This window comes from Variovorax sp. Varisp53, assembly GCF_059491555.1.
On the sequence record NZ_CP168512.1, the window covers coordinates 4,783,468 to 4,810,195 of the forward strand.

Annotated in this window: 25 protein-coding genes; 14 read left to right on the forward strand and 11 right to left on the reverse strand. The window is 67.6% G+C overall.

The annotated features are described in order from the left end of the window. Window positions 1–2: 2 nt before the first annotated feature. The 3 genes from ACEOAB_RS22400 to ACEOAB_RS22410 all read left to right on the forward strand — a co-directional run bounded on the left by ACEOAB_RS22400 (window position 3) and on the right by ACEOAB_RS22410 (window position 1,469). The gene (locus tag ACEOAB_RS22400) at window positions 3–425 is read left to right on the forward strand and encodes a hypothetical protein (RefSeq protein ID WP_413750162.1); all 423 of its coding nucleotides are present in this window, start codon (window positions 3–5) and stop codon (window positions 423–425) included. 67 nt (window positions 426–492) lie between these two features. Beyond that, a complete protein-coding gene (locus ACEOAB_RS22405; RefSeq protein ID WP_413750161.1) occupies window positions 493–888 on the forward strand; it encodes a hypothetical protein in 396 nt (131 codons plus the stop codon). A 47-nt stretch (window positions 889–935) separates the two neighbouring features. Then, window positions 936–1,469 (forward strand): response regulator, encoded by a 534-nt coding sequence (locus tag ACEOAB_RS22410; protein ID WP_413750160.1) that lies wholly within the window; start codon window positions 936–938, stop codon window positions 1,467–1,469. Here ACEOAB_RS22410 and ACEOAB_RS22415 read toward each other — a convergent pair. Then, a complete protein-coding gene (locus tag ACEOAB_RS22415) occupies window positions 1,438–1,659 on the reverse strand; it encodes a hypothetical protein (protein ID WP_413750159.1) in 222 nt (73 codons plus the stop codon). The genes ACEOAB_RS22410 and ACEOAB_RS22415 overlap by 32 nt on opposite strands. A 104-nt stretch (window positions 1,660–1,763) precedes the next feature. Next, complete coding sequence (locus tag ACEOAB_RS22420) at window positions 1,764–2,558, reverse strand: response regulator (RefSeq protein WP_056594191.1); 795 nt, start codon at window positions 2,556–2,558, stop codon at window positions 1,764–1,766. A 181-nt stretch (window positions 2,559–2,739) separates the two neighbouring features. On the opposite strand from ACEOAB_RS22420, the gene ACEOAB_RS22425 reads away from it, so the two are divergent. Continuing rightward, window positions 2,740–4,878, forward strand: coding sequence for an ATP-binding protein (locus ACEOAB_RS22425; RefSeq protein WP_495653127.1), 2,139 nt, complete (start codon window positions 2,740–2,742; stop codon window positions 4,876–4,878). 33 nt (window positions 4,879–4,911) lie between these two features. Here the strand turns inward: ACEOAB_RS22425 and ACEOAB_RS22430 are convergent, their stop codons facing one another. Further along, the gene (locus ACEOAB_RS22430; RefSeq protein WP_056594197.1) at window positions 4,912–5,199 is read right to left on the reverse strand and encodes a hypothetical protein; all 288 of its coding nucleotides are present in this window, start codon (window positions 5,197–5,199) and stop codon (window positions 4,912–4,914) included. Between the two features lie 195 nt (window positions 5,200–5,394). Here ACEOAB_RS22430 and ACEOAB_RS22435 point away from each other — a divergent pair, with 195 nt between their 5' ends. Genes ACEOAB_RS22435 through ACEOAB_RS22460 form a run of 6 tightly spaced genes read left to right on the forward strand, consistent with a single transcriptional unit; the run spans window position 5,395 to window position 12,510 of the window. Continuing rightward, the gene (locus ACEOAB_RS22435; RefSeq protein ID WP_413750087.1) at window positions 5,395–5,871 is read left to right on the forward strand and encodes a type IV pilin protein; all 477 of its coding nucleotides are present in this window, start codon (window positions 5,395–5,397) and stop codon (window positions 5,869–5,871) included. After that, a complete protein-coding gene (locus ACEOAB_RS22440; RefSeq protein ID WP_413750086.1) occupies window positions 5,871–6,467 on the forward strand; it encodes a GspH/FimT family pseudopilin in 597 nt (198 codons plus the stop codon). Before ACEOAB_RS22435 ends, ACEOAB_RS22440 begins: the two co-directional genes overlap by 1 nt. A 4-nt stretch (window positions 6,468–6,471) precedes the next feature. Continuing rightward, the gene (pilV, locus tag ACEOAB_RS22445; protein WP_413750085.1) at window positions 6,472–6,900 is read left to right on the forward strand and encodes a type IV pilus modification protein PilV; all 429 of its coding nucleotides are present in this window, start codon (window positions 6,472–6,474) and stop codon (window positions 6,898–6,900) included. An 8-nt stretch (window positions 6,901–6,908) separates the two neighbouring features. Next, complete coding sequence (locus ACEOAB_RS22450; protein WP_413750084.1) at window positions 6,909–8,090, forward strand: PilW family protein; 1,182 nt, start codon at window positions 6,909–6,911, stop codon at window positions 8,088–8,090. Continuing rightward, complete coding sequence (locus ACEOAB_RS22455) at window positions 8,087–8,731, forward strand: pilus assembly PilX family protein (protein WP_413750083.1); 645 nt, start codon at window positions 8,087–8,089, stop codon at window positions 8,729–8,731. Before ACEOAB_RS22450 ends, ACEOAB_RS22455 begins: the two co-directional genes overlap by 4 nt. Window positions 8,732–8,736: 5 nt before the next feature. After that, on the forward strand, window positions 8,737–12,510 hold the full coding sequence (locus tag ACEOAB_RS22460; RefSeq protein ID WP_413750082.1) for a pilus assembly protein: 3,774 nt from the start codon (window positions 8,737–8,739) through the stop codon (window positions 12,508–12,510). A gap of 468 nt (window positions 12,511–12,978) precedes the next feature. On the opposite strand, the gene ACEOAB_RS22465 is transcribed toward ACEOAB_RS22460, so the two are convergent. Further along, a complete protein-coding gene (locus ACEOAB_RS22465; protein ID WP_495653128.1) occupies window positions 12,979–15,102 on the reverse strand; it encodes a type IV pilus secretin PilQ in 2,124 nt (707 codons plus the stop codon). Between the two features lie 123 nt (window positions 15,103–15,225). Next, window positions 15,226–16,386 (reverse strand): porin, encoded by a 1,161-nt coding sequence (locus ACEOAB_RS22470; protein ID WP_413750522.1) that lies wholly within the window; start codon window positions 16,384–16,386, stop codon window positions 15,226–15,228. Window positions 16,387–16,616: 230 nt separating this feature from the next. Here ACEOAB_RS22470 and ACEOAB_RS22475 point away from each other — a divergent pair, with 230 nt between their 5' ends. Genes ACEOAB_RS22475 through ACEOAB_RS22490 form a run of 4 tightly spaced genes read left to right on the forward strand, consistent with a single transcriptional unit; the run spans window position 16,617 to window position 21,565 of the window. Continuing rightward, window positions 16,617–17,678: a hypothetical protein gene (locus ACEOAB_RS22475; protein WP_413750523.1), complete on the forward strand. Its 1,062-nt coding sequence runs from the start codon at window positions 16,617–16,619 to the stop codon at window positions 17,676–17,678. Between the two features lie 18 nt (window positions 17,679–17,696). Continuing rightward, window positions 17,697–18,455, forward strand: coding sequence for a nuclease-related domain-containing protein (locus ACEOAB_RS22480; protein WP_413750524.1), 759 nt, complete (start codon window positions 17,697–17,699; stop codon window positions 18,453–18,455). Between the two features lie 4 nt (window positions 18,456–18,459). After that, window positions 18,460–19,149 carry a response regulator gene (locus tag ACEOAB_RS22485; RefSeq protein WP_413750525.1) on the forward strand — a complete coding sequence of 230 codons (690 nt, stop codon included), beginning with the start codon at window positions 18,460–18,462 and terminating at the stop codon, window positions 19,147–19,149. Between the two features lie 31 nt (window positions 19,150–19,180). Next, window positions 19,181–21,565, forward strand: coding sequence for an LPS-assembly protein LptD (locus ACEOAB_RS22490; RefSeq protein WP_413750526.1), 2,385 nt, complete (start codon window positions 19,181–19,183; stop codon window positions 21,563–21,565). A gap of 287 nt (window positions 21,566–21,852) precedes the next feature. Here the strand turns inward: ACEOAB_RS22490 and ACEOAB_RS22495 are convergent, their stop codons facing one another. The 6 genes from ACEOAB_RS22495 to ACEOAB_RS22520 all read right to left on the reverse strand — a co-directional run bounded on the left by ACEOAB_RS22495 (window position 21,853) and on the right by ACEOAB_RS22520 (window position 26,721). Next, window positions 21,853–22,695, reverse strand: coding sequence for an ABC transporter substrate-binding protein (locus ACEOAB_RS22495; RefSeq protein WP_413750884.1), 843 nt, complete (start codon window positions 22,693–22,695; stop codon window positions 21,853–21,855). Between the two features lie 43 nt (window positions 22,696–22,738). Beyond that, a complete protein-coding gene (locus tag ACEOAB_RS22500; protein ID WP_413750885.1) occupies window positions 22,739–23,473 on the reverse strand; it encodes an amino acid ABC transporter ATP-binding protein in 735 nt (244 codons plus the stop codon). Between the two features lie 50 nt (window positions 23,474–23,523). After that, window positions 23,524–24,282 carry an amino acid ABC transporter permease gene (locus tag ACEOAB_RS22505; protein ID WP_056588857.1) on the reverse strand — a complete coding sequence of 253 codons (759 nt, stop codon included), beginning with the start codon at window positions 24,280–24,282 and terminating at the stop codon, window positions 23,524–23,526. Between the two features lie 12 nt (window positions 24,283–24,294). Next, entirely contained in the window at window positions 24,295–24,996 is a 702-nt protein-coding gene (locus tag ACEOAB_RS22510; RefSeq protein ID WP_413750883.1) for an amino acid ABC transporter permease, read from the reverse strand. A 38-nt stretch (window positions 24,997–25,034) separates the two neighbouring features. Beyond that, window positions 25,035–25,787, reverse strand: a complete 753-nt coding sequence (locus ACEOAB_RS22515; RefSeq protein WP_413750882.1) for an SDR family oxidoreductase — start codon at window positions 25,785–25,787, stop codon at window positions 25,035–25,037. A 169-nt stretch (window positions 25,788–25,956) separates the two neighbouring features. Then, a complete protein-coding gene (locus ACEOAB_RS22520) occupies window positions 25,957–26,721 on the reverse strand; it encodes a LamB/YcsF family protein (protein WP_413750881.1) in 765 nt (254 codons plus the stop codon). Window positions 26,722–26,728 lie beyond the last annotated feature (7 nt).

The following is a 26,728-nucleotide window of genomic DNA, read 5'->3' on the forward strand; positions in this document are numbered from 1 at the left end:
TCATGCAATTGAAGCCGCTGCTCCATCGCATCGCCGCGGCCACTGGCGCGCTGTGCCTGTGCGTTGCGTTCGGCAGCACGGCGAGTGCCGCGCCGCAGGCCCGCGTGGTGTCGAGCACATGGCTTCCAGGCGGCAAGTACGCGCTGGTCTGCGAGTTCGAAGGGGCCGAGTACATGATGCTCACCGCGGACCCGCCCGGCGCGTGGATCGAGATGCCAGCCGCCGCCCTCGACGGCGTGCCGGCGCCTGCGCCCGCATCACCTCGGCCGGCGCCCATGGCCTCGCATTCCGAGGTCTTTCCCACATCGTCGACCTACGTCGGCGGCTTCTTCGTCGACCCGATCTCGGCCGCGCTGCGTGCGACGGGGCTGGGCCTGCTCCTGAGCGGCGACTGGCCGCATGGACCGCGCCGCGCGGGCCCCTGAAGCACGCGGCCACCATCGAGCGCCGCCGTCCAATTTTTCTCCTGTTTTGAAGCTCACGATACCGGCCATGAACAGTCCCCGGCATCGCAACTCGAACGACGCATCGCACGCGCTGCGCTTCAGCAGCCTGCCGGCGTGGGCGCATGCAAATGGCCATCCCCCGGAGTTCGAGATGCAAGCACGATGGAACAAGACGCAGCCCGCCTTCGTCGCCATGCCGCAGCTCGGCAGATCCTTCAGGACATCGTGTCTTATGGGCCTGGTGGCCTTCGGCGCGCTGGCGCTCGGCATCTTCGTGGCCGCCGGCGAGACGTGCGCCGCGCACGAAGCCGGTACCCCGGGCAACTACAGCCGATCGACCCTCGCGCCGATCACGGCCACCGGCAACGAGGCGCCGCGCAACGGCAGCTGCAAGCGCAAGCACGCGCCCGGCCGCCTCGGGCATTCGAAGGCGATGCTCTAGGGCGCCCGCGCGCATACGGCGTCCACTTCAGCAAGGAAAGCACATCCGTGTTCGATCCCAAGTTCCTTGATGCCGCCTCGCGAGTGCTCCAGCCAAAGCCGTTCTTCGGTGCACTGGTCGTGGAGAGCGACCCCACCGTCGCGAGCCGCATGCGGCGCATTCTCGGCATGCTCGCACCGGGGCGGCGCGTGGTGCTCGTGTCCACGCGCGCGGAAGCCGAGGAAATGCTGGCCGCGCTGTCCTTCGACCTGGTGTTCGTCGACATGCAGCTTTATCCGATCGGCGACGGTGCATCGCTGATCGCCGATGTATGCGCGAGGCTGCCGCGTGCCCAGATCGTCGCCATGTCGGACACGGACGACCAGGAACGGGTGCTCTGCGCGTTCGCCTCGGGCGCAACGGGCTACCTGATGAGCGAGGCGGAAGACGCCGAGATCGCCTACGCACTGCGCGCATTGACGAACGGCGGCGCCGTGCTGGATCCGCGCGCGGCCCGCCACATGCTGGCCATGCTCGCCGAGACGCTGTGCACCTATAGCAAGCTCGAGCTCAGGTCCCGGATCCAGGCGACTCCCGAGTGAACACGCCACGGTCTTCGGGATTGACATGAAGACGCTTCGCCAGCGGCAGCTCATGCCTGGTGCCGCATCGCCGTGCCAGAAACGCCAGGCGCCTGGCATCCCAGGCCAGGAACATCGCCAGCAGCACGACGTCACCCACGGCCAGCACGCTCAGGGTGCGCCAGTCACACAGCCAGTCGAACAATGTCATGGGTCGGTCAAGGTGATGAATGCGAAGCCCCGAGATTGAGCCCGCCGCATTGCCCGCGGATTTCACCGTGTTGCGGCCCGGCTGCCGCAGCGGGGCCTGCGGGCTCAGGCCTCGCGCGTGCGTGTGACGGCGGGCACGAACATGTAGCCCTCGTTGCGCACGGTGCGGATCAGGTCGGCGCGCACCTCGCCCTGCGCCAGCTTGCGGCGCAGGCGGCTGATCTGCACGTCGATCGCGCGGTCGTACGAATCGCTTTCCGTGCCCAGCGCGTACTGCACCAGCTGGTCGCGCGTGAGCACCCGCCGCGGATGCTGCACCAGCGCGCGCAGCAGGCGGAACTCGCCGTCGGAGAGGTCCACCGGCCGGTCTTGCGGGTCGTGCAGCTGCCAGGCCTCGAAGTCCATGCGCCAGCCCGCGAAGTACAGCACCTTGGGTTGCGCCTCGGCCGCGCCGGAGGCCGGCGCCGACGGCACGGCCTGCGCCCCGGGGACGGCCGCATGCGCAGTGCGGCGCAGCACGGTGCGGATGCGTGCCAGCAGCTCGCGCGGATTGCAGGGCTTGGCAAGGTAGTCTTCCGCGCCGATCTCCAGGCCCACGATGCGGTCGATGTCGGTGCCCACGGCCGACAGCATGATGACGGGTGGCCCGCCGATGCGCTGCAGCTCGCGCAGCGCGCTCAGCCCGTCTTCGCCGGGCATCATCACGTCGAGCACGATCAGCGCGTACTCGGCCTGCGCGAGCCGCTCGCGCATCTCTGCCGGGTGGCCGGCCGCGTCGACCTGGAAGCCGTGCTTTTCCAGGAAGGACGCCACCAGGCTGCGGATGCCGGCGTCATCGTCGACGATGAGGATTCGGGTGGACAGGTAGTTCACGTTACGGCGGATCGGGTAGCGGATCATAGGTCGGACACCGCCTTGGTCCGAAGCCTCACAGACGATGAAATGAATTGCAATGCAGTGAAATCCGGCCGCAACATCCGGTTCACAAACTCGGCGCCTGAAAGCTGGGAGAAAAAATGGGAACGCAAAGATCGAGCCACGCTGGCGTGACACCGCATCCCGTCCGTGCCAGCATCGGCGCATGAACTCCCGAGGTACCGCACGCCGCTGGCCGGGCCCGCCGCTGGCGTGGCAAATCATGGGCCTGCTGCTGGGCGGACTGGTCGTTGCGCAGGCCGTGACGCTGGCACTCACCGTGCTGCTGCCGCCGCAACCCCAACGCCAATGGGAGCTGGGCGAGATCGCGCACATGCTGTCGGGCCGCAACGCCCAGGGCCGCAATGCGAAGCTGCTTCAACGCTCGCTGCAGGTGAACGCGCCCCAGCCCAAGGGGCAGGGCTGGCTGACATCCGAACGCTCTCGGCGCGACCTGGCGCAGCTGCTAGGGCGCGACGTGGCCGAGGTGCGGCTGTACTTCTTCACGCCGCTGCCGTTCGCGGGCACCACGGGTCCGGTTGCCGCGGCAGGAGAAGGGCGTGACGCTGCGCAATCCGCGCCGCGCCGCATCGCTGGCACGTTCGCCGGAGCAGGCTTCTTGCGAGTCCAGGGAAGGGGCCCAGGCGGACCCGGCGGCCCGGGGGGCGGAATGGGATTTCCGGGCGGTGGGGGTGGGGGCGGCTTTGGCGGCGGCTTCGGCCCGGGTCCAAGTCCGGGCGGAAACACGGCCGGCGCTCCGCAGCCGCCGCCCAGCGCCGCGACGAATCCCCCGGCCGGCAATGCGCCAGCCGCTCCCCCACCCACGGCTGGAAGCCCACCAGGCAGTTCATCGGCGGGCGCGCCCGCAGGCGCCCCTCCCGATGCCGCCAGTTCGCCGCCGCCGCCGTCGCCCGGATCGGCAGCGCCCAACACGGCGGGCGCGCCAGGCGCAGCAGCGCCGCCTTCAGCGCCCCCGGGGCCTTCGCCCGCTGCACCGCCCGGCCCCGCGCCCTCTTTCGCGCAGCCGGGCAGCACCACGCGAGGCCTGCCGCCAGCCGTCGTGAGTCCGCCGCACCGCGAGGCGCCTGCAAAGGCCGAGGCGCCCGTTGCGCACACACCCACGCCATCGCAACAGCCTGCCGAGCCCGCCGCGCGACCGCCTTCGACCGGCACGGCCCCGGCGGCGCCCCCGCCGGCAACCCCGCCGCCGCCCGTTCGCGCCGAGCCACCCCGTGCGCCCGAAAGCACCGGCTCGCCGCCCGTTGCAACCGCCGACATCGAGCGCCCCGTCGCGCGCGGGCTCTTCGGGCTCGCGCCCGCGCCGTTCGTCGAGGGCGACTTCATCGCCGCGGCGTATACGCCCGAAGGCAGCTGGGTGGTGGTGCAGCCGACACCCGAGTCCTTTCCGAATGCCTGGCAGCGCCGCGTGCTGCTGTGGTTCCTGATCGCGGCGGCCATCGTCGCCCCGGCGTGCTGGCTGTTCTCGCGCCGGTTGGTGCGGCCGATCGCCGGCTTCGCGCGCGCGGCCGACCAGTTGGGCCGCGACCCGTCGGCGCCGGTGCTGGCACTGGAGGGCCCCGCCGAGATCGGCCGCGCCGCACAAGCCTTCAACCGCATGCAGGCGCGGCTGCGCAGCTTCGTCGACGACCGCACGGTAATGATCGGCGCCATCAGCCACGACCTGCGCACGCCCCTCACGCGGCTGCGCTTTCGCATCGAGGACGTGCCCGACGACGTGCGCAGCGGCATGCTCGAGGACGTCCAGGAGATGGAGTTGATGATCGGCTCCGTGCTCAGCTTCATCCGCGATGCTTCGGTGGTGGGCGCGCGCGAACGCATGGACCTCGCGAGCCTGGTCGAGGACGTGGTCGAGCAGGCCGTGTTCGTCGGCAAGGACGTTCAGCTCCGGCGCGTCGAGCGCGCGCAGGTGGAGGTCGACCCGATCGGCATGCGGCGCGTGCTCGACAACCTGATCGAGAACGCCGTCAAGTACGGGCACCTGGCGCGCGTGCGCCTGCTCATCGACGGGCACGACGCCGTGGTCGAGATCGGCGACCGCGGGCCGGGGCTGCCCGCGAGTGAGCTGGAGCATGTGTTCAAGCCGTTCTATCGCACGGCGCGCGCCCGCTCTTCGAGCGCGCCAGGCAGCGGCCTCGGCCTGGCCGTGTGCCGCTCCATCGCGCGTGCGCACGGCGGCGATGTGGTGCTCAGGTCAGGCTCGCACGGGCTGCTTGCGCAGGTTCGGGTGCCGCTGGCGCTCGAGGCGGGGCGGATGCCGTCGCTGCAGACATCGGCCGCGCACTGAACGAAGAGCATCGCGCCACCGGCTGCCGCGCCGTCATTTCCCAGGCGCGGCGCCAGCAGGCGGCGGCCGCCGCTCGCCGCCTTGCACGGGCTTGGTGAAGCCCGCCTTGGTCATGCAGGCAGTCATCGCCGTCTGGTCGGGGCCGCCGCCGGCATCCTTGGCCACGCTGGCCGCGCAAGTCTTCAGCGCGGCATCGACTGCCGCGTTGCCGCCTGAGTTGCCGGTGCCGCTTTCGGTGGCCGTCGACGCCGCCAGCGCGGTGGCTGAACAGCCCACCAGGAACGCCAGCACGAAGGGCTGCAACTTCTTCTTCAACATCATCGATCACTTCTCCTGAACATCGGTCGATCCGATGCAGGCGGAATGCTCGGGGACAAAGTCGGAGGAACCTCGGATGCAGCGCGCAGCAGCGCACACAAACCACAACGCATCAGCCAGCTTTCTCCCAAATTGCATGTTCGACTCGGCGTCCAGGAAGCTTCTGATTGCTTCCGGCACATGAGGAGAAGAACCGACATGAAACGGCTGCAGAAGAAGCCTCACGGGCTTCGCGCGCGAACGCGCGGCTTCACCCTGATCGAGCTGATGGTGACCGTGGCCATCGTCGCGATCCTCGCGGCCATCGCCTATCCCTCGTACCGCGACTACGTGCTGCGCGGGCGCATCGTCGACGCCACCAACGGCCTGTCGACGATGCGCGCGAACATGGAGCGCTACTTCCAGGACAACCGCACCTACCTGTCCACCGGCAGCTACACCTCGCCATGCCTGGTGTCGTCCACGCTGCGCATGTCGGGCACCTTCACGCTATCGTGCGACGGCACGTACGGCGCCGTGACCGCCACCAGCTACACGCTGGTGGCCACGGGCAGCGACAGCACCGTGGGCTTCGTGTTCACCGTCGACCAGGCCAACAACCGCGCGACGGTCGGCGTGCCCACGGGCTGGACGACCTGCAGCACCGACTGGGTGTCGAAGCGGGGGGCCTGCTGATGAAGCGCGCCGCGCCGGCCAGGGGCTTCACGCTGATCGAGCTCGCGGTGACGCTGGCGGTGATGGCCGTGCTCATGGCGCTGGCGATGCCGGCGGTATTCGCATGGATCGCCAACACCCGCGTGCGCACGGTGAGCGATGTGCTGCAGAACGGCCTGCGCCAGGCACAGGCCGAGGCGGTTCGCCGCAGCCGCACGGCCGTGTTCTCGCTGACCAACGACACCGCCCCGAAGACCAGCCTGACCGCCACGGCCAACGGCAGCAACTGGTCGATCAACTTCGTCGCGTCGTCGACGCTGGACACGGCAGGCATCGCCACCTTCGTCGAAGCCGGCGTGCTGACCGTTGCCGGCGCGGGCGTGAACATCAGCGGGCCGGCTGCCATCTGCTTCAGCCCGCTGGGCCGGCTGGCGGCCAACAGCAGCACCGGCGTCGCGGGCGCCACCTGCAGCCTGAGCTCGACGCCCACCTACAACATCACGATGACTTCGGCCGACCGCCCTCTGCGCGTAGTCGTGAACCTGGGCGGCCAGGTGCACATGTGCGATCCGGCCAAGACGCTGTCGTCCAGCACACCCGACGGCTGCCCGAGCTGAGAACATGAAAACACCCACCCACGGCCGCGCGCACGCCGCGTCCGGCTTCGCGATGATCGAAGTGCTCGTCTCGCTGCTGATCTTCTCGTTCGGCCTGCTCGGCATGGCGGGCATGCTGGCGCGCTCGCTCACGGTGTCCATCGACGCCGAGGACCGCAACCGCGCCGCGCTGCTCGCCAACGAGATCGCCAGCACGATGTGGCTGAAAAACTCCATCTCGGTCGACACCACCGCATGGCAGACGCGCGTGAGCGCCCTGACCAGCGGCGGCCTGCCCAATGCCACGCTGACGGTGACTGCCGTCTCGGGCGCGACCAACAGCGCGGGCACGGCCAATGCCGCCGATATCGTGATCGCCTGGCGCGCCGTGACGCGCGAGTCCACCGCGGCCAATGCCGCCAGCAAGCTCGTCACGCGCGTGGTGCTGCCATGAGGCACCGCGTGCAACGACGGCAACACGGCGTCACGCTGATCGAGCTGATGGTGGCGATCGTCATCGGCCTGGTGGTGACGCTGGCCGCCACCAGCCTGCTGATCTTCGGCGAATCGAGCAAGCGCACCACCGCCGCCACCAACGACATGGGGCAGACCGGCGCCTATGCCGCCTATGTACTGGACCGCGCCGTGCGCACCGCCGGCTCGGGCTTCACGCAGTCGTGGACCCTTGCGGGCGCCTTCGGCTGCCTGCTGAATGCAACGCTCCCGAGCACGCCCAACCTGCCGCGCAGTTCGGCCTTTCCCGCTCCCTTCGCCACCGCCTTTCTCGGCGGCGCGAGCGGCAGCGCTAATCTGCGCGTGGCGCCGGTGCTGATCGGCAAGAGCCAGTCCGACGCGGGCTCCGACGTGCTGGTGGTAATGGGCGGCACGGCTGCCTCGGGCGACGTGCCGCGGCTCATTCTCTCGAGCGGCAAGTCGACCAGCATCCTGCGCCTGGACAGCACCGTGGGCCTGGCCGAAGGCGATCTGGGCCTGGTGAGCGCCAGCGGCACCACCGACTGCCTGCTGGAGCAGGTGCACTCGAGCACAGCCTTCGCCGACAGCGCCGGCAACGACGCACTTCCGCTGGGCAGCACCTACTACACCGCCTCGGGCTCGTCGACCAGCCTGTCGACGCTTGCGGCCAGCGGCAGCGCCTACTTCACGCCGCTGGGCAACGTCAACGCGGGCAACACGCAGTTCCAGATGTTCGGGGTAGGCAGCAACAACACGCTTTACAGCTACGACCTGCTGATGGCCAACGGCACCGATGCATCGCAGGCTGTCGCCGACGGCGTGTCGGAGATGCACGCGCTCTACGGCCTGGACACCAACTCCGACGGCGTGCTCGACACCTGGATGGATCCGGGCGCCACCGGCTACGACATCGCCACCATGATGACCACGCCCGCCACCGCACGGCAGGTGGTCGCCATCCGCATCGCGCTGGTGCTGCGCAGCGCAAACCCCGAGCGGGCGAACGACAACGGCGAGCTGCCCTCGCCTGCCTCGCTCACGTTGTTCAGTGACCTCGCCACCTCGCTGCAGCAGACGATCAGCTTCAGCACCAGCGAGCAGCACTTCCGTCACCGCATCGTCGAGTCGACGATCCCTATTCGCAACGTGCTGCTGCTGCCCACGTCATGACACCCGTTGTTCTTTTCCGTGCTTCGCGCGGCCTGCGCCAGCGCGGCGTCGTGCTGCTGTTCTGCCTGATCGTGCTCGTCATCCTGCTGATCGGCGGTGTGGCCGTGATGCGCTCCACTCACACCTCGCTGGCGAGCGCGGGCAACCTCGCGTTCCGGCGCGACCTCGCCAGCCAGGGCGAGCAGGCAGCCTCCAACGTGCTCACGGCATTCAAGAGCGGCGTGCTGAAGACTGCCACGCTCTCGGCGGCCAGCATTCCCTCGGCCAACTACAGCGCGGTCGAGCTGACGGCCAACGACCAGGGCATTCCGCTGGTGCTGCTGTCCAGCAGCAGCTCGCCCAGCGGCACCGACTTCGCCGGATCCACCTTCAGCCCGACGGCGTCGGACCTGGCGGGGGCGACCTCCGACATCGCGATCCGCTACGTCATCGACCGCCTGTGCCGCGCCGCCGGCACGGCGAGCACGAGCACCTGCGTGTATGCGCCGTCGAGCAGCAACGTCACCGGCGGCAGCAGCCAGCTGCCGGCGAGCCAGCGGCCGGCGTCGACCATCTCGCCGGTCTACCGCCTCAGCGTGCGCGTCACCGGAGCGCGTTCGACGCAGGTGTTTCTCCAGACTTCGTTCACCCGGCCCGAGTAACTCCGATGAACCGTTCCCGCGTCATTTCCATCGCACTGACCGCCGCCGCCCTGCTGCTGGGCGTACAACCCTCCCCCGCCGTGACACTGGCCGACCAGCCGGTCTTCGCGAGCGCGGACGTCCCGGGCAATCTGGCGCTCACGCTGTCGGTCGAGTACCCGACCGCCATCAGCGTGGCCAACCTCGGCAACTACGCGGACAGCTCGACCTACCTCGGCTACTTCGATCCGCTGAAGTGCTACACGTACACGCTGAACTCCACTACACCGGCGAGCAGCTACTTCCAGCCGGCCGGCCTCTCGACCGGCACCAACCTGCACACCTGCTCCGGCAAGTGGAGCGGCAACTTCATGAACTGGGCCACGATGCAGACCATCGACCCGTTCCGCTGGGCGCTCACCGGCGGCTACCGCAGCGTGGACTCGACGACCCAGACCATCCTCGAAAAAGCCTGGGGATCGAGCCAGGGCTCGCAGACCAACTTCCCGCTGCGCGGCACCAGCCAGACAACCTCCACCGGCCACAACATCGCGTCCTCGCTGATCTCGTCGGTGACGCCCCTGAGCTGGACCTCGTTCAACACCAGCATCTGGAAGCGCGGCAACACGATGGTGTTCTCCGGCACCGGCAGCAGCTACAGCAACACCAGCGTGAGCGGCACCGACTGGGTGAGCGCCTCGTCGTCGAACAATGCGGCCAGCACCTATCGCGTGTACATCCGCGTGCTGGTCTGCGACTCGAGCAGTTCATCGGGCGGCGTGGAATCCAACTGCGTGCTGTACCCCAACGGCCAGTACAAGCCCGAAGGGCTGATGCAGAGCTACGCCAACAAGATCCGCTACAGCGCCTTCTCCTACCTCAACGGCAGCGGCGCCACCAACCAGGGCGCGGTGCTGCGCGCACCGATGGGCTACATCGGCCCGACCTACCCGACGCCGCTGTCGACCACCGTCACCACCAACAGCAAGGCCGAGTGGAGCTCGACGACCGGCATCATGGTGACCAACCCCGACAGCGCCACCGCGACCGCAACCACCAGCACCAGCGGCGTCACCATCAGCAACAGCGGCGTGATGAACTACCTCAACAAGTTCGGCACAGCCGCCTCGTCGTACATGACCTACGACAACGTCAGCGAGCTCTACTACGCCGCGGTGCGCTACTTCGAGAACCTGGGCAACGTGTCGACGTGGACCAGCTACATAACGCCGGCCACCACCTCGTCGAGCACCACGCGCAGCACCCTGCTCGACGGCTTTCCGGCCGTCACCACCTGGACCGACCCGGTGCTGTACGCCTGCCAGAAGAACTTCATCCTGGGCATCGGCGACACCAACACGCACTACGACTACAACGTGGGCGGCGGCACGCTGACCAGCACCCGTTCCAAGCCCACGGCCGTGAGCAGCGACACGCTCAACCTCGCGCGCACCTACACCAACAACCTGCTCACGCTCGAGGGGCTGAGCTCCAAGGTCGATGCGTGGTGGAACAGCTCCTACGCCACCTACTACATGGCGGGGCTGGCCTACCAGGCCCACACCAACGACATCCGCTCCGACCTGACGGGCACGCAGACCATCTCGACCTACTGGATGGACGTGATGGAGTACCAGACCGCAGCCGACAAGAACCCCTACTGGCTCGCGGCCAAGTACGGCGGCTTCACCGTGCCATCGAGCTACGACCCGACCCAGACCACGACCGCGCTCACGCAGAGCTGGTGGAACAGCAGCAGCGAGACCATCACGATGGGCACCGCCACCGAGTACCGGCCCGACAACTACTTCTTGGCCGGCAGCGCGAGCCAGATGGTCTCGGGCCTCACCAAGGCTTTTTCCGCCATCGCCACGGCCGTCAGCGCCTACACCACCTCGCTCTCGCTGTCGTCCGCCCAGGTGAGCGATTCGGGCAGCGCCTCGTATGCCGCGCAGTACGCATCGAAGAACTGGAGCGGCGTGCTCACCGCCAGCAGCGTGACCATCGGCACCGACCTGACCACCACCTCGACCACGATGTGGACCTCCACCGCCAAGCTCGCCACGCAACTCGCCAGCACCGGCTGGAGCACGTCGCGGCGCGTCGCGACCTGGGATGGCAGCAGCGGCCAGCCCTTCCGCTACGCGAACCTCACGACCAGCCAGAAGGCCGCGCTGGTCACGTCCTACCGCGGCAGCGACGCCTCCGACTACCTGAACTACCTGCGCGGCGACCAGACCCAGGAGGTCGGCTCCACCACCAGCGGCAGCAGCCTGGCCTACCGCGCACGCACGGTGCTGCTGGGCGACATCGTGGGCTCCAAGGTGACGGCGGTGGGAGTGCCCAGCCTCACGTATTCCGATTCGATCAACCCCGGCTACGCGAGCTTCAAGAGCACCTGGTCGAGCCGGCCCACGATGGTCTTCGTGGGCGCGAACGACGGCATGCTGCACGCCTTCAACGGCACGCTGTCGGGCACCGACGCGGGCACCGAGATATTCGCCTACGTACCGAGCGCGCTGTTTCAGGGCCCGAGCGGCACGCCCAACACATCCGCCTCCGACGGCCTCACCGCGCTGGGCAACCCCAGCTACACCCACCACTCCTACGTCGACGCAACGCCGCTGACCTTCGACGTCGACTTCAACTACGCGGGCGGCTCCCTCACCACCACCTCGACCGCCACCTCCGACTGGCGCACCATCCTCGTCGGCGGGCTCGGCAAGGGCGGCAAGAGCTTCTACGCGATCGACGTCACCAATCCGGCGGGCATGACCACCGAATCGATCGTCGCGGGCAAGGTGCTGTGGGAGTTCACCGACTCGACCATGGGCTACAGCTACGGCGAGCCCGTGGTGGTGAAGACCGCCAAGTACGGCTGGGTGGTGGTGCTGACCTCGGGCTACAACAACACCGACGGCTACGGCTACATCTATTTCGTCAATCCGAAGACCGGCGCGCTGCTGGAAAAGGTCAAGACCGGCAGCACCGCCGCCGGCCTCACGCACGCCACCGCCTATGTGCGCGACTTCACCGACGGCACGGCCGACGCCATCTACGCCGGCGACCTCAGCGGGCAGGTCTGGCGCTTCGACGTCACCGGCACTTCGACCTACAGCTCGCCCCTGCTGATGGCCAAGCTCACGGACGCCAGCGGCAATGCGCAGCCTGTCACCACGCAGCCGCTGGTCGAGGTGCATCCGACCACGAAGAAGCGCTACGTGCTGCTGGGCACCGGCCAGCTGCTGTCCTCCAGCGACGTCAGCTCCACGGCGGCGCAGGACTTCTACGCACTGCTCGACGGCACGGCCTCCGCCTTCAACACCTCTTCCGCATTGCCTTCGGGCGTGAGCTTTCCGCTGGCGCGAAGCAACCTCACCGCGCTGACCGACCTGAGCTCCACCACCACCCTGGGCAGCAGCTCGATGGGCTGGTACGTGGACCTCGGCACCGACAGCAGCACTGGCATTGCCTGGCGCATGATCACCAGTACCACAACCACCGGCGGCGTGGTGGCATTTGCCTCCACGCTCACCACGGCCGATGCATGTAGTCCCTCGGGCACCAGCCGGGTGTACGCCATCAACTTCGGAACAGGGCAGTCGGCACTGGATAGCAACGCCGCCTACATCTCCGAGTCGTACGCGGTGACGGACCTGCGCTTCACCAGCAGCACCAACGGCGGCACCACGCTGTCGGTAGGCTCCAACACCGGCACCGTGACGAACCTCAAGGTGTCGCTGTCGTCCAGCTTGAGCTTGCGGCTGTTGAACTGGCGCGAAGTGCCAGTGGTCGAATAAGGACGCCCCTCGCCGCCACGGCGGATGGCGATCCGGCCGGCTCGATCCGGCTCGGCCCGCCCAGATATCTCCCACATCGCCGCGCAGACTCGCCGGCATGTCTCCCCTGCCCTCTCGCCCACGGATTCGCCTGCGCTGGCGGCTGCCGTGCGTCGGCCTGTTCGGGCACCCCGTCGAGGGTCACTGGCTGTGGGAGCCGGATACACCCCCTGTACGCGCCGCATTCCAGGCAGCCGTGGAGGCCGGAAACAGGGCCCATGGCGACGGGACACACTGGGTTGAGCAAGAGAAAGTCGAGCTGCTCCGCAGCTCGGCTGAAGCGATGACCATACCCGTGCGCCATTCGACCTGAGGCAACGCGGGGCTATCGGCCTCCACGGAACTGCCTGCGGCTCAGGAAAAAGAATAGGCCAAGGGCTCTCGCCCTCGGCCTCGAACAGTCGCGCTGCCCTTGTATCTATCGACCGCTCACCGCGCCGCGTTCCTGTCCGAAATCATCTTCGGGCTGATGAAGATCAGCATCTCGGTCTTGTTGTTGACCCGGCTGCGCGTGCGGAACAGCGCGCCGACCATCGGCAGTTCGCCCAGCACCGGCACGCGCGATTCCGAACTGGTGTCCGTCAGCTCGAAGACCCCGCCGATGACGACCGTGCCGCCGTTCTCCACCAGCACTTCGGTCTGGATGTGCTTGGTGTTGATGGCGTAGCCCGCGGTGGTCGACTGGCCCACCGTGTCCTTGTTGACGTCGAGCGCCAGGATGATGTTGCCCTCGGGCGTGATCTGCGGCGTCACCTCCAGCTTGAGGTTGGCCTTGCGGAACGCGATGGACGTGGCGCCGCTCGAAGTCGCGACCTGGTAGGGCAGTTCGGTGCCCTGCTCGATCAGCGCCTTGGTCTGGTCGGCCGTCACCACGCGCGGGCTCGACACCACTTTGCCCTTGCCGTCCGCTTCCAGCGCGGAGATCTCGAGGTTGAGCATCTTCGTCAAGCCCGAGTTGAACAGCGACAGCGCGAAGGTGCCGACCGCATCGCCGGTGGTGCTGGTCGCCGGCAGGTTGACGAAGCTGGTGCTCGAGTAGGTGTTGGTGCTGGTGGTGGTGGTCACCCCACTGGCGGTGCTCGTACTGACGGACGGCGTCACGCCGACCGACGAGTTCGCGTTGACGAAACCGCCGCCCAGCTTTGCGCCCAGCGACTTGCTGAAGGTGTCGGTCGCCTCGACGAAGCGCGCCTCGATCAGCACCTGCCGCACCGGCACGTCGAGCTTCTGGAGGAGGTCTGCCACCTGCGAGAGGCGCGAGGGAATGTCGGTCACGAAGAGCTGGTTGGTGCGCACCTCGGCCAGCACGCTGCCGCGCGCGCTCAGGATGCGAGTCGCGCCGCCCGAGCTGCCGCCGCCTCCACCGGCGCGGGCGCCGGTGCCCGAGAGCCCCTGCGCCACCGTGGCCGCCTTCGCATAGTTGAGCTGGAAGGACTGCGTGCGCAGCTGCTCCAGCCCCTGCAACGTGGCCTGGGCCTCGGCCTTGATCTTGTCCTTGGCGTTGAGCTCGTCTTCCGGCGCGATGCGCAGCACGCTGCCGTTCTTGCGCATGCCGAGGTTCTTCGCCTCCAGGATGATGTCCAGCGCCTGGTCCCAGGGCACGTCCTTCAGCCGCAGCGTGAGCGTGCCGTTGACCGAGTCGGAAGTGACGATGTTGAAGTTGGTGAAGTCCGCGATCACCTGCAGCAGCGAGCGGATCTCGATGTTCTGGAAGTTCAGCGACAGCTTCTCGCCGTTGTAGCCCGTGCCTTGCGTCAGCTTGGTCGGGTCGACCTTGCGCGGACGCACCTCCACCACGAACTGGCTGTTGCTCTGGTAGGCGCTGTGTTCCCAATCGCCACGCGGCTCGATCACCATGCGCACGCGATCGCCGGACTGCTGCATGCTCACCGATTGAACCGGCGTGCCGAAGTCGGCCACGTCCATCTTGCGGTTCATGCCCTCGGGCAGCGACGATTTGGTGAACTCGACCACGAGGCCCTTGCCCTGCTGGCGGATGTCCACGCCGACCTGGTCATTGGGCAGACTCACGATCACGCGGCCGGCGCCTTCGGTGCCCAGGCGGAAATCGACGTCGCGCAGGGGCAGCACGTCGCGGTTGCGGTTCTCCGCAAACTCGAAGGGCGTGGACGCGACCAGTGCGGCGCCGGCCACGGGTTCGAGCGACACGAGAAGCGACTTGCCCTGGAGCTGTGTCCGGAACGCCGTCGCCTGCTTCAGGTTCATGACGAGGCGCGTGCGCTCGCCCGCCTGCACTACGTTGACGGAACGCAGGTTGCCCTGGTTCACGTCGATGGCTGCACGGCCCAGGCTGCTGGCCATGCCCGGAAAGTCGAGCGCGATGCGCGCGGGAGACTGTATGGCGAAGCCTGCAGGCACAGCGGCCAGCGGCTCCGAGAAATCGATGCGCAGCACTTCCGTGCCGGCTTGCATGGAGCCGGTGACCGACTCGATGCGGTTCTGTGCCTGTGCCGCTGCAAGCGATCCGAGGGACACAAGCAAGAAGACGCACGCACGCAACCAGCGCGCGAACGCGAATGTCTGTTTTTTCATTTGACCTGCCTTGAAACTGCGGCTTCACCTCCTCGCTGCCTTTGGGCTCCCTCGTGAGCGCAGCGGGCCAGGCAGCGGGGCCCCCCGGCGGCGCTGCCCCCTCATCACATCGTCAAACCGTCATCAAAACGCGTGACGGATACCGAAGTCGTAGCCGGTGGAAGAACGCGGCAGGCCCGTGTAGCTCACGCCCGCGCTGCCGTAGCCCGTGGTGCTGGCCGACACCAGGCTGCCCGTGTAGTTCACGTCGTTGCGGTTGTTCACGCGCGCCACCGTCGCATACAGCGCCGTGCGCTTGGACAGGTTGTGCACATAGCCGACCGCGAACTTGCGCGCCAGCGGGTCCTCGCCCGTGATGCCGGCCGTGCCTTCGTTGTAGCGCACCTGCGAGTACGCCACGCGGATCAGGCCCGCACCCACCGGCACGGTCGCGCCGATCAGGTAGCCGTTGTAGGTGTCGTGCGTGTCGGCCGCTGCCGCGTAGTCGAACTTGTTCTTCACGTTCGACAGCTCACCGAACAGCTTCACCGGACCGAAGTCGTACGAAGCGCCCAGGTTGATGGTCTGCACCTTGCGCTCCAGCGCGGTGGTGTCCACCACCGTGCTCCGGCCCACGCTCAGTGCCACGTCCAGGGGACCGTTGGCGTAGCCGAAGCGCCCGCCGACGTAGCGCCCGGCGGTACTGCTGGAAGCAGCCGTGGTGCTGGTCGCGTCGGTGCTGGCGTTCTCGTGCAGGCTGTACTGCACCTGGCCATAGAAGCCGCCCAGGTTCGGCGGCAGGAAGTAGCCCACCGAGTTGCTGGCGCGCACGTAGTTGGCGTTGTTGATGGTGGTGTTGCCGCTGACGGTGCTGATGACGTTGGTGCCCGAGCCGTTGGTGCCGAACGGGTCGAACACGGTGTCGTTCCAGAAGGTGGGCGTGTAGTCGCGGCCCAGGCGCAGCTCGCCGAAGCCACCCGACAGGCTCACGGTGGAGCGGCGGGCGAAGGTGGCGATGCCGGTGGCGCCGTCGTCGTTGGTGATGGGCGCTTCGAGCCAGAAGCTCGCGGCCAGGCCGCCGCCGAGGTCTTCGGTGCCGCGAAAGCCGATGCGGCTGGAGTTGTAGCCGGAGTTGGCCAGGCTGGTCTTGCTGGACTTCACCGATGCGCCGGTGGTCGCGTCGCGCGAGGTCGCCGACTGGTAGGTCAGGCCCGCGTCGACGACGCCGAACAACGTGACGGAGGATTGGGCAGAGGCCAGCCCGCAGACGGCCAGGGCAGCGAATGCCGTGAGGGTTTTCTTCATTCAGGGTTCTCCAGTTTCAGGTCTGATGCGGCCGTTCGGTATCGACCGGCTGTACGCATGGTTTCGTCCAAATCGGGAGGAATTTGGTGGATCGGTTCTCTGCCGCATCGAGTGTTGTGCGCGCACATCACACCGTGCGCGAATCGCGCGGCAGGCCGATCCGGAGGTCCTTCAAATTTCTCCCAATTCGCCTGAAAAGATCCACGCATGACGAAGCTGGAGACTCACAGGTGAAGCGTTCACGAATCCTGATGGCGGCGATGTGCGGTGCATTGGCCATCGCATGCGCCAGCACGAGCATCGCGATGGTTCACTCCACCTCGGTGCTCGCGGCGGGCATGTTCGTCGACCACAAGGCGCGTGCGCAAACACAAACGCAGGCGAGCGCGCAGCCTTGGTGGGCCGGCTTCGAGGACATCGCGATGAACCGGCTGATGGCCGCATCGCAGGGCGCCACCGAATCCGGCGTGGCCGCGGCCTACATCGCACTCAAGGTGAAGACGCTCGAGTTGCTCTATCTGGAGAACACGCACGCCGCAGTCGTGCGGCAGTCTGCGCTCATCCAGGGCAGCACGCTGCCGCACGACGACTTTGCGAAGCAGCTCGCAGCACGGCAGGCCAGCGCAGAGACAACCATCGGCAAGCTGAAGGCGCAGCGCGCCAACTACATCACGTACCTGGCCGCGCAATGCCGCATGTCGGAAGCCTCAATGAATGAAATGCTCGCCGACGCATTGCACGACAAGTCGCTGCCCCGCTTCGCGGCCGAGGTGCCGCGCGAACTTCCGATGTCCGTGCTGGCCAACAGGAACGACATCAACCTGGCCGCTGCTCTTTACGGTGCGGACCCGGCCGCGATGCCCGCAGGCGTCATCGACGCGACGGAAGAAGCGCAGGACATCGAAGTGCCCGGCGAGCCTCCCTACGCGCACGCGGTCGTGCAGGCACGCGAGCAGGTCGCCGGGGCGCTGCACCGCCTGCAGATGCAGAGCGACATCGCGAACACCGCGTACGCGCGCGTCATGAACGCAAGGGCCGGCTTCGAGGCGTCGAAGCAGCATCGCGACCGCGGCGACATCTCCGAAGTGCAGCTGATGGAGGACTTCCAGGGCCTGTTGCTCGACCTGCACGTGCTTGCTGCGGCCAATGGCGAGCTGGCGCTCGCATGGGTCGTCCTCATGGGAAGCATCGGAAACGGCGCATCGATCGATGCGGTTGCGGGCGCGCGATCGGCGCAGGCCGAGCAATTGCCGTTTCTGCACAAAGTCTCCCGAAAGTTGCGCAATCCTTGAAGTTCGAAGGAGCCTTACATGACCACTGCCTTGCACAAAGTTTCCGCCCGTCCGCTGCTTACGCTGGCCGGCCATGGACATCAGAAGCCGGACACCGCCGCGCTCGCACGCCGCGTGTGCGCTCCGGACGGCGAGCCGGCGAGCAGCATGGCAACCACGCTCGGCATGCAGCAGCTCACCAGCGCATTCCAGCCCGCGTTCGGGCGGCTGCACGTGCTGCGGGACCTCGTCATTCCCATGTACGAAGGCAGCGCCGTGCCCACGGCCCGCTTCGACGTGGCGCTGGTGTGCGAGGCTGGCGTGTACCTGTTCGAGGTAAAGGGCTGGCGCAACGCGGTGGTGTACCGCAAGACCTCGGCCCAGGCGCTGCCGCGCTGGTTCCTGCGCCAGCATGGGCATTCGCTGGCGCGCGAGGTGAAAGACCCGGCCTGGCAGTGCGGCCGCAAGACCACGCACCTGCGCAGCCTGATGCCGCCCGACCTGCGCGTGCAGTACTTCGTGCTGCTGCCGTTCGAGGGCGTCGAGCTCGAAGGCGTGATGCCGTCCGTCGTCATCACGCCGCAGGACCTGCCCTACATCGCGCGCGTGGCGCGCAACAACGGGCGCACCGAGCAGGGCTACCCGCTGCTCGACGACGCCGCCATCGACCGCACGCTGCGGCTGCTGACCAACCTGCAGGGCGACCTGACGGTCGACGACCACATGAAGAACTGCCGCGACAGGAGCACGCAGGCCCCGGCCAGGGCGGCGCATCCGGGCGTCCTGAAACTTCAGTGACGCGATGAGCCGCATCCTGCTGGTGGAGGAAGGGCGCGAGGCCGCGTCGGTGCTGCTGGACGAGCTGCATCGCGCCGGGCACGAGGTCGACCACATCGACGACGGCGCGGTCGCGCTGCATCGCGTCCTGACCTCGCCGCCGGCACTCACCCTGCTCGACGTCGAACTGCCGCATGTCAGCGGCCTGCAGATCCTGGAGAAGGTCCGTGCACGCAGCGACCACCCGATCATCATGCTGACGGCGCGCGGCGACGAAGCCGACCGGCTGCGCGGCTTCGAGCTGGGTGCGGACGACTACGTGTGCAAGCCCTTTTCCCCGAAGGAAGTCGCGGTGCGCATCCACGTGGTGCTGCGGCGCTATGCGCAGCGCCGCAGCGTCGTTCGCCCTTCCGTGCCGATCACCTTCGGGGCGGTGCGCGGCTGCGCGATTCTCGACGGGCACTACCTGCCGCTGACGCGTCGCGAGTCGCTCCTGTTGCGCGCGCTTTCGCAGGAGCCCGGGCGGGTGCTGACGCGGTCGAAGCTGCTGGAAGCCGCCTTCCCGGAGGCGCTCGACGTCAACGAACGCGTGGTCGACACCCACATCAAGAACCTCAGGAAGAAGCTGGCCACCGTCTCGACCGCGCACGACTGGATCCGCTCGGTCTACGGCGTGGGCTTTGCATGGGATTCGCAGGCCAGGCAAGGCGCCTGACCCGGCGCCGGCTTCCAAGAAATCTTCTCTCATGAAACTACGCTGGCGCGGTTTTCCGCTGCCGCCGATGGTGTTGCTGTCGCTGCTCCTGCTGCGCCCGCAGGCGGCCTCGGCACAGGACACATGGACCGAGGCGCCGATGATGCTGCGCCGCACGCCGCAGCTCGCGGAGACCATCGCACCGGCCGAGCGCGGCATGCGCCCGAGCCTTGTCGACGGCGACAGGCTCAGCGGGCGCCCGGACCTCGAAGTGGTGGTCGAAGGCAACGCCTCGCTGCGGCGCGGCGACACGCGCATCACGGCCGACCGGCTCGAATACCAGCCGCCAGGCGACCTCGCCACGGCCATCGGCAGCGTGCACCTGAACCAGGCCGGCAACGTGTACGAAGGCCCCGAGCTGCACCTGAAGGTCGAGAGCTTCGAGGGCTTCTTCGATCACGTGCGCTACACGCTGCTGGCCAACGGCGCGCACGGCGAGGCCGAGCGCATCGACTTCGTCGACCCCAAGGTGTCTGTGGCGCGGCACGCCACCTACACCACCTGCCTGCGCGAGAACTACGCGGGCTGGATGCCCGCGTGGATGCTCACCGCCGTCACGCTGACCACCGACACCGAGAGCAACGTCGCAATCGCGACCGATGCGCAGATCAACTTCCTCGGCGTGACGACGCCCTCGCTGCCATCGGTGAGCTTTCCGCTCAACAACGCGCGCAAGAGCGGCCTGCTGCCGCCGGTGATCGGCTTCGACAGCACCAATGGCTTCGAGTACCTGCAGCCCTGGTACTGGAACATCGCACCGAACCGCGACCTCACGCTGTACCCCGAGATCATGAGCAGCCGGGGCGTGAACCTCGGCACCGAGTTCCGCTACCTCGAGAAGACCTACAGCGGCCAGATCCGCATCGACGAAATGCCCAGCGACAGCCTGCGCGGCATCAACCGCTGGGGCCTGTGGGCCAAGCACAACCAGCAGTTCGACCCCAAGCCCTTCGGGCTCGACTCGCTGAGCACCTCGTTCAACATCAATCGCGTGAGCGACGACGACTACTGGCGCGACTTCTCGCACACGCCCACGCTGACCTCGCGCACGCTCACGAACGAGGCCGACCTCAACTGGAGCAAGGGCGACTGGAGCGGCCAGGCGCGCACCCTCTCCTACCAGACGCTGCAGTACGCGGCCTCGCCGATCACGCCCTCGTACAACCGCGTGCCGCAGATCACGGCCAACTACAACAAGTACGACTGGCACGGCCTCGACGTGTCGGGCACGCTCGACTACACGCGCTTCGAGGTCGATTCGGCCTACTCGCCCACGCTCAACGGCATCAAGCAGCCCAACGGAGAGCGCGTGGTCGGCAACCTGCAGATCAGCCGCCCGTGGGTCACGCCGGGCGGCTACATCATTCCGAAGCTGCTGCTGCACACGGCCGCCTACCAGCTCGATTCGCCGCTGGCCAGCGGCGCGACCTCCATCAGCAGCGTGGTGCCGACCGTGAGCCTGGACAGCGGCCTGGTGTTCGAGCGCGATGCCAGCCTGTTCGGCCGCGCCTGGCGGCAGACGCTGGAGCCGCGCGCCTTCTACGTGCACACGCCCTACCGCGACCAGAGCCAGCTGCCGGTGTACGACACTGCCGCCAACGACATCAGCTTTGCCACGCTCTACACCGAGAACGCGTTCTCGGGCAACGACCGCATCTCCGACACGAACACGCTGACCACGGGCGTGAGCACGCGCCTGATCGACCCGGCCACGGGCGCCGAGTCGGCGCGCTTCGGCATCGCGCAGCGCTTTCGCTTCAGCGACCAGAACGTCACGCTGCCGAGCGGCACCGCCGTGACCGACCGCACGGGCGACTTCATCGTCGGCGGGCTGGTGCACTGGAACCCGAAGTGGAGCATCGACGGCGTCGCGCAATACAACATGGACACCGGCAAGAGCTCGCGCGACGCGCTCACCCTGCGCTACACGCCCGCGCCGTATCACACGCTCACCGCAGCCTACCGCTACCAGGCGGACAGCAGCACGACCGCGAACGACGGCACGAAGACGATCGACTTCAACTGGCAATGGCCGCTGAGCGAGCTGACGAGAGGGCTCTTCGGCGAAAGAAAACCCGGCGACCCGGGGCGCTGGTATGCGGTGGGGCGGCTGAGCTACAGCCTGCACGACCGCGCGATGTCGGACAGCCTGATCGGCGCGGAGTACAACGCCTGCTGCTGGGTCGGGCGCGTCGTGCTCGAACGGCTGGTGTCGGGCCGCACGACGCCGGACACGCGGCTGATGTTCCAGATCCAGTTCAACGGCTTCGGCAACGTCGGCTCGAACCCGACGAGCACGCTGCTGCAGAACATTCAGGGCTACCAGCCGCTGAATCCGCAGACGCAGGAACCGAGCCGTTTCACCAACTACGACTGAGTGCTCTTGTGGTCTTGTTCAGGGCGTGTGCACAGGCCACCGGGTACTCCCCTCCGCGAATGTCCCCCGGCCTGCGGCCTCCTCCTTTATTTCGCTGCGGGGAGCACCCGGTGTCCTGTGCACTGGACACGCTGCTGGTTTGCGGCCGATCAACCAGTGCTCTGATCGATCACGCCGATGGGGTGCCTTGCGCAGCGAAATAAAGGAGGAGGCCGCAGGCCGGGGGACATTCGCGGAGCAAGGTACCCCGTCGGCGTGAGCGCGCCCCTAAACCCTCGCGGCTTCGATCAAGGCAGCAGTTCGAACTTCAGGTCAGCCAGCGGCGTGACCTTCTCTTCGCGCACCATCTTGTATTCAGTGTTCGGCCCCAGCCACTTGGCCCAGATGCGGTCGAGCTCGCCCGACTTCTCCAGCGCATAGAGCGCGCCGTTCACCTTGGCCAGCAGCGCGGGCTCGTCCTTCTTCATGCCGATGCCGATGGGCTGCAGCACCATCGGGTCCTTGATCATCTTCAGCGCCACGCCTTCGGTCTTCGATTGGTTCACCAGCTTGGTGATGGTCATGGTGTTGGCGACCATGCCGACCGACTTGTTCTGCTGTACCGCCATGAAGGCCGAGCCCGTGTCCTGGAAGGTCACCGGCTCCGAGCCGTTCATCTTGATCGACAGCTCGGAGGTGGAGCCCTTGGTCGAGCTCAGGCGCTTGCCCTTGAAGTCGGCCTTGGCCGTGCCGGGGTCGGAGGCCTTCACGGCCAGCATTTCCTTGGCCACGTAGTACGGGTCGCTGAACTGGATCTGCTCGCCACGGCTCTTGGTGTAGGCCAGGTTGGCGATGGTCACGTCGACGCGGCCGAGCTTCACCTCGGGCACGCGCGCTTCCACCGACAGCGGCGTGACCTTGGCGGTGAGGCCGAGCTCCTTGGCCACGGCATGGCACAGGTCGACGTCGTGGCCCACCATCTCGCGCGTCTTCGGGTCGGGTGCGGCGAACGGGGGCACGTCGGCGAAGGTGCCGCACTTGAGTTCCTTGCGCTGGGCAATGTCGCTCCACTGGTCGGCATGCGCCAGCAGGGACGACGCAGCAAGGCAGGCGCCGATGGCGGCGAGGCGGAAGACGGTCTTGTTCGACATGGTGGACTCCTGGGAGATTGCGAAGGGAAACGCGGGTGGGGATTCAGTGCGCGCGCAGATCCGACAGGAAGCGCTGCGCGCGCGGATGCTGCGGACTGCCGAAGAAGGTGGCGGGGTCGGCCGTTTCGAGGATGCGCCCCGCGTCCATGAACCAGACGCGGTCGGCCACCTCGCGGGCGAAGTTCATCTCGTGCGTGACGCACATCATCGTCATGCCGTCGTGCGCCAGCCCGCGCATCACCGACAGCACCTCGCCGACCATCTCGGGGTCGAGCGCGCTGGTGGGCTCGTCGAACAGCATGGCGGGCGGCTCCATCGCCAGCGCACGGGCAATCGCCACGCGCTGCTGCTGGCCGCCCGACAGCTGCGCCGGGTACGCGCCCGCCTTGTTCGACAGGCCGACGCGTTCGAGCAGCTGCCCGGCCTTGGCCTTCGCGTCGGCGCGCTTCACGCCGAGCACGCGCATCGGCGACAGCATGATGTTCTCCAGCACCGAGAGGTGCGGGAACAGGTTGAAACTCTGGAACACGAAGCCGATGCGGCTGCGCAGCTTGTTCAGGGCCTTGCTGCTCATGGGCGCATGGATGTCGTGGCCGTCGAACAGCAGCTTCCCCGACTTCACTTCCTCCAGCCGGTTCACGGTGCGGATCAGTGTCGACTTGCCGGAGCCCGAGGGCCCGCAGACCACCACGACCTCGCCCTTCTTCACCTCGGCGTTGATGTCGGCCAGCGCCTGGTAGTCGCCGTACCACTTGTTGATGTTCGAGAACAGGATCATGGTGTCGTCCTTGGCGGGCACTGGTTGCCCTGCGGGGTGTGGAACGGGCGTCATGGCTGCGTCACCACCGGGGTCGGGAGCGGCGCGCCGTCTTCGGCGGACTTCACCGCCGCGGCGCCGAGCCGCTTGTACGCAATGCGCCGCTCCAGCCATTGCGCGAGCTGCGTCAGGCTGAAGCAGACGACGTAGTAGGTCATCGCCAGAATGAAGAACACCTGGAACGGCTTGGTCAGCAGCTGGTTGTTGATCTGGTTGGCCGCGAAGGTAAGTTCCTGCACGTTGATCACGTAGCCCAGCGTGGTCTCCTTGATGGTGGAGATGAACTGGCTCAGCATGCTCGGCAGCATGTTGTAAAGCGCCTGCGGCAGGATCACGTACCACATAGTGCCCAGGTGGCTGTGGCCCAGCGCGCGCGCCGCCTCGCCCTGGCCCTTGGGCAGCGACTGGATGCCGGCGCGCACCACCTCCGAGAGGTAGGCGCCTTCGTAGATCACCAGCGTGCACAGCATGGTGGTGAAGCCCGACACGTCCCGCCCGATAAGGATCGGCACGAGAAAGTAGACCCACAGGATCACCATCAGCAGCGGCACGCCGCGCACCACGTACACCAGCACGGCAGCGGGCCAGTTCAGCAACCGCCAGGGCGATAGCCGCGCCAGCGCGAGCAGCACCGACAGCGGAAAGGCCAGCACGATGCCCAGCACCGAGAGGATCAGCGTGGCGACGATGCCGCCGAGCGGGCCGGTGGGGTACTGCCCGACCAGCAGCAGCAGCCAGTTGTCGCGAAGAATTTCGTAAACGCTGTACATGGGATGCCTCGCTTACCTTGCGCCGGCTATGCGGTAGCGCCGCGCCAGCCAGCCGCCCACGGCCATGATGATCAGCGAGCACAGCAGGTACAGCACCGTCGCCACGCTGTAGGCCTCGAAGGTGCGAAAGCTCTGGCTCTCGATTTCCTTCACCGCGTGCGTCAGCTCGGCCACGCCGATGGCCATGGCCAGGCTGCTGTTCTTGAAGAGCGACACGCTGTGGTTGACCAGCGCCGGCACCGCATTGCGGATGGCCTGCGGCAGCATCACGTGGCGCATCGAGCCGATGTAGCCGTGGCCCAGCGCACGCGCCGCCTCGGTCTGCCCTGCGGGAATGGCGCGCAGGCCGGAGCGCATGTCTTCGCTGAAGTACGCCGCCTGGCACAGCCCGAGCGCGACGATCGACAGCAGCCGCTCGGCGTTGTGCACCGACAGCCAGCCCTGCAGCGCGTCGGGCAGCAGGCTGAAGATGCCGAAGTACCAGAACATGAGCTGCACCAGCGTGGGCACGTTGCGGTGGTAGGAGACGTAGCCGGCCACCACTCGCTCTGCGATGCGGTTCGGCGTGAGCCGCACCACCAGCAGCACGATGGCCATGGTCATGGCGAGCAGCCACGAGCCCGCCGCGATCTTCAGCGTCTCCTGCAGGCCGTGCAGCAGCATGGCGCCGAACTCCGGTTTCAGCAGGATCGCCAGCAGGTCGAAGTCCTTCATGGGCTGTTCCTTTGCGTGGCTGCCGGGGCTGCTGCCGCTCAGGCCTGCGGCGCTTCCGGCCGGGTGGTCGACAGGCCGCCGGGCACCTGCAGCGTGGGCGTGATTTCCATGTGGCCCACATTCACCGCGATGGGCGCCGCGATGGCGAAGGCGATGGCGTTGGCGATGTCCTCTGCCTGCGGCAGCTCGAAGCCCTCCACGAAGCGCTTGTAGGTGTCCTCGGAGTCGCCGTGCACGTGCGCGAAGATGTCGGTGGCCACGCGCCCCGGGCAGATCTCGGTGACGCGCACGCGCTTGCCGAAGCAGTCGATGCGCAGCTGGCGCGACAGCATGCTCACCGCCGCCTTGGTCGCGTGGTAGGTGCTGTTGCCGCCGAAGTTGTAGGCCGCGGCGATGGAGCTGATGTTGACCACGTGCCCGCGGTCGCGCGCCGCCATGCCGGGCACTACGAGCCGGCACAGGTGCAGCACGGCGCGCAGGTTGACGTCCACCAGCAGGTCGATGCCTTCGGCGTCGGCCTTGAGGATGGAGCCGGGGCGGTCCACGCCGGCGTTGTTGACCAGCACGTCGAATTCGATTTCCCTGGTCAGCCGCGTGACCGCCTCGAGGTCGCTCACGTCGATGGCGTGCGGCACGCAGCCGGTGCGCGCGGCCAGGTCGGCCAATTTGTCGGCGCTGCGCGCCAGCGCATGCACCTGCAGGCCTTCCTTGCTGAGGCGCTCGACGACGGCGGCGCCGATGCCCGACGAGGCTCCCGTCACCAGCGCGGTCTTGTAGTCGGAAAACGGCATGTTGTGTTCTTTCGTTGAGTCGACAGACGTCTGCCTGGAATTCACTGTAGCCAGCGCCCGCGCGCGGCGCCAAGACGGAATGGCTGTGGAGAGATAAGCCGCCCTTATGTCGCCCGGCATCCGTGCATATGACTAAGGGTAAGCACCATGTTCGTGCCCTTGTGCCTCGTCAGATCGATTGCCTGGAGATCGGCACCACGCGCCCCGCCTGCTCGACCACGCCGCGCACGGCGCGCGCCAGCTCCACCGCGCCGGGGGTATCGCCGTGCAGCAGGATCGAATGCACGCGCATCGGGATCTTCTTGCCGGTGACGCTGGTGACGGTGCCCTCTTCGAGAAGCTGGCGCACGCGCACCAGCACCGCGTCGCGGTCGTGGATGACGGCACCGGGCAGCTTGCGCGGCACCAGCAGGCCGTCGTCGCCGCAGGCGCGGTCGGCCAGGAAGGTGGTGCGCACGCGCAGGCCGCAGCGTTCGGCGGCCCCTTCGATGGCGCGGCTGGCTGAGGTGCTGACGGTGAGCGTGGGGTCGAAGTCGGCCACGGCGCGCACCAGCGGATCGGCCAGCGCGGCGTCGGCGGCGGCCATGTTGCCGAGCGCGCCGTGGAAGCTCATGTGCGTCATGCGGTGGCCGGCGGTGCGGGCCATGCCATCGAGCGCGCTGAGCTGGTAGAGCACATAGGCCACCAGTTCCTTCGTCTCGATCTGCATCTGCCGGCGGCCGAAACCCAGCAGGTCGGGAAAGCCCACGTGCGCGCCCACATCGACGCCGCGCTGGAGCGCCATGCGGACGGTGCGGTCCATGATGACCGGGTCGCCCGCGTGGAAGCCGCAGGCCACGTTGGCGGAGGAGACGATGTCCAGCAGGGCTTCGTCCTCGCCCATGCGCCAGGGGCCGAAGCCTTCGCCGAGGTCTGCGTTCAGGTCGATGTCCATGGGTGTG

Excerpts from the sequence above, each read along its gene's own strand:
- ACEOAB_RS22400 (WP_413750162.1), top strand. The coding sequence starts at position 3 with ATGCAATTGAAGCCGCTGCTCCATCGCATCGCCGCGGCCACTGGCGCG.
- ACEOAB_RS22405 (WP_413750161.1), top strand. The coding sequence starts at position 493 with ATGAACAGTCCCCGGCATCGCAACTCGAACGACGCATCGCACGCGCTG.
- ACEOAB_RS22415 (WP_413750159.1), bottom strand. The coding sequence starts at position 1,659 with ATGACATTGTTCGACTGGCTGTGTGACTGGCGCACCCTGAGCGTGCTG.
- ACEOAB_RS22420 (WP_056594191.1), bottom strand. The coding sequence starts at position 2,558 with ATGATCCGCTACCCGATCCGCCGTAACGTGAACTACCTGTCCACCCGA.
- ACEOAB_RS22425 (WP_495653127.1), top strand. The coding sequence starts at position 2,740 with ATGAACTCCCGAGGTACCGCACGCCGCTGGCCGGGCCCGCCGCTGGCG.
- ACEOAB_RS22430 (WP_056594197.1), bottom strand. The coding sequence starts at position 5,199 with ATGATGTTGAAGAAGAAGTTGCAGCCCTTCGTGCTGGCGTTCCTGGTG.
- ACEOAB_RS22435 (WP_413750087.1), top strand. The coding sequence starts at position 5,395 with ATGAAACGGCTGCAGAAGAAGCCTCACGGGCTTCGCGCGCGAACGCGC.
- ACEOAB_RS22440 (WP_413750086.1), top strand. The coding sequence starts at position 5,871 with ATGAAGCGCGCCGCGCCGGCCAGGGGCTTCACGCTGATCGAGCTCGCG.
- pilV (WP_413750085.1), top strand. The coding sequence starts at position 6,472 with ATGAAAACACCCACCCACGGCCGCGCGCACGCCGCGTCCGGCTTCGCG.
- ACEOAB_RS22455 (WP_413750083.1), top strand. The coding sequence starts at position 8,087 with ATGACACCCGTTGTTCTTTTCCGTGCTTCGCGCGGCCTGCGCCAGCGC.
- ACEOAB_RS22460 (WP_413750082.1), top strand. The coding sequence starts at position 8,737 with ATGAACCGTTCCCGCGTCATTTCCATCGCACTGACCGCCGCCGCCCTG.
- ACEOAB_RS22465 (WP_495653128.1), bottom strand. The coding sequence starts at position 15,102 with ATGAAAAAACAGACATTCGCGTTCGCGCGCTGGTTGCGTGCGTGCGTC.
- ACEOAB_RS22470 (WP_413750522.1), bottom strand. The coding sequence starts at position 16,386 with ATGAAGAAAACCCTCACGGCATTCGCTGCCCTGGCCGTCTGCGGGCTG.
- ACEOAB_RS22480 (WP_413750524.1), top strand. The coding sequence starts at position 17,697 with ATGACCACTGCCTTGCACAAAGTTTCCGCCCGTCCGCTGCTTACGCTG.
- ACEOAB_RS22485 (WP_413750525.1), top strand. The coding sequence starts at position 18,460 with ATGAGCCGCATCCTGCTGGTGGAGGAAGGGCGCGAGGCCGCGTCGGTG.
- ACEOAB_RS22490 (WP_413750526.1), top strand. The coding sequence starts at position 19,181 with ATGAAACTACGCTGGCGCGGTTTTCCGCTGCCGCCGATGGTGTTGCTG.
- ACEOAB_RS22495 (WP_413750884.1), bottom strand. The coding sequence starts at position 22,695 with ATGTCGAACAAGACCGTCTTCCGCCTCGCCGCCATCGGCGCCTGCCTT.
- ACEOAB_RS22500 (WP_413750885.1), bottom strand. The coding sequence starts at position 23,473 with ATGATCCTGTTCTCGAACATCAACAAGTGGTACGGCGACTACCAGGCG.
- ACEOAB_RS22505 (WP_056588857.1), bottom strand. The coding sequence starts at position 24,282 with ATGTACAGCGTTTACGAAATTCTTCGCGACAACTGGCTGCTGCTGCTG.
- ACEOAB_RS22510 (WP_413750883.1), bottom strand. The coding sequence starts at position 24,996 with ATGAAGGACTTCGACCTGCTGGCGATCCTGCTGAAACCGGAGTTCGGC.
- ACEOAB_RS22515 (WP_413750882.1), bottom strand. The coding sequence starts at position 25,787 with ATGCCGTTTTCCGACTACAAGACCGCGCTGGTGACGGGAGCCTCGTCG.
- ACEOAB_RS22520 (WP_413750881.1), bottom strand. The coding sequence starts at position 26,721 with ATGGACATCGACCTGAACGCAGACCTCGGCGAAGGCTTCGGCCCCTGG.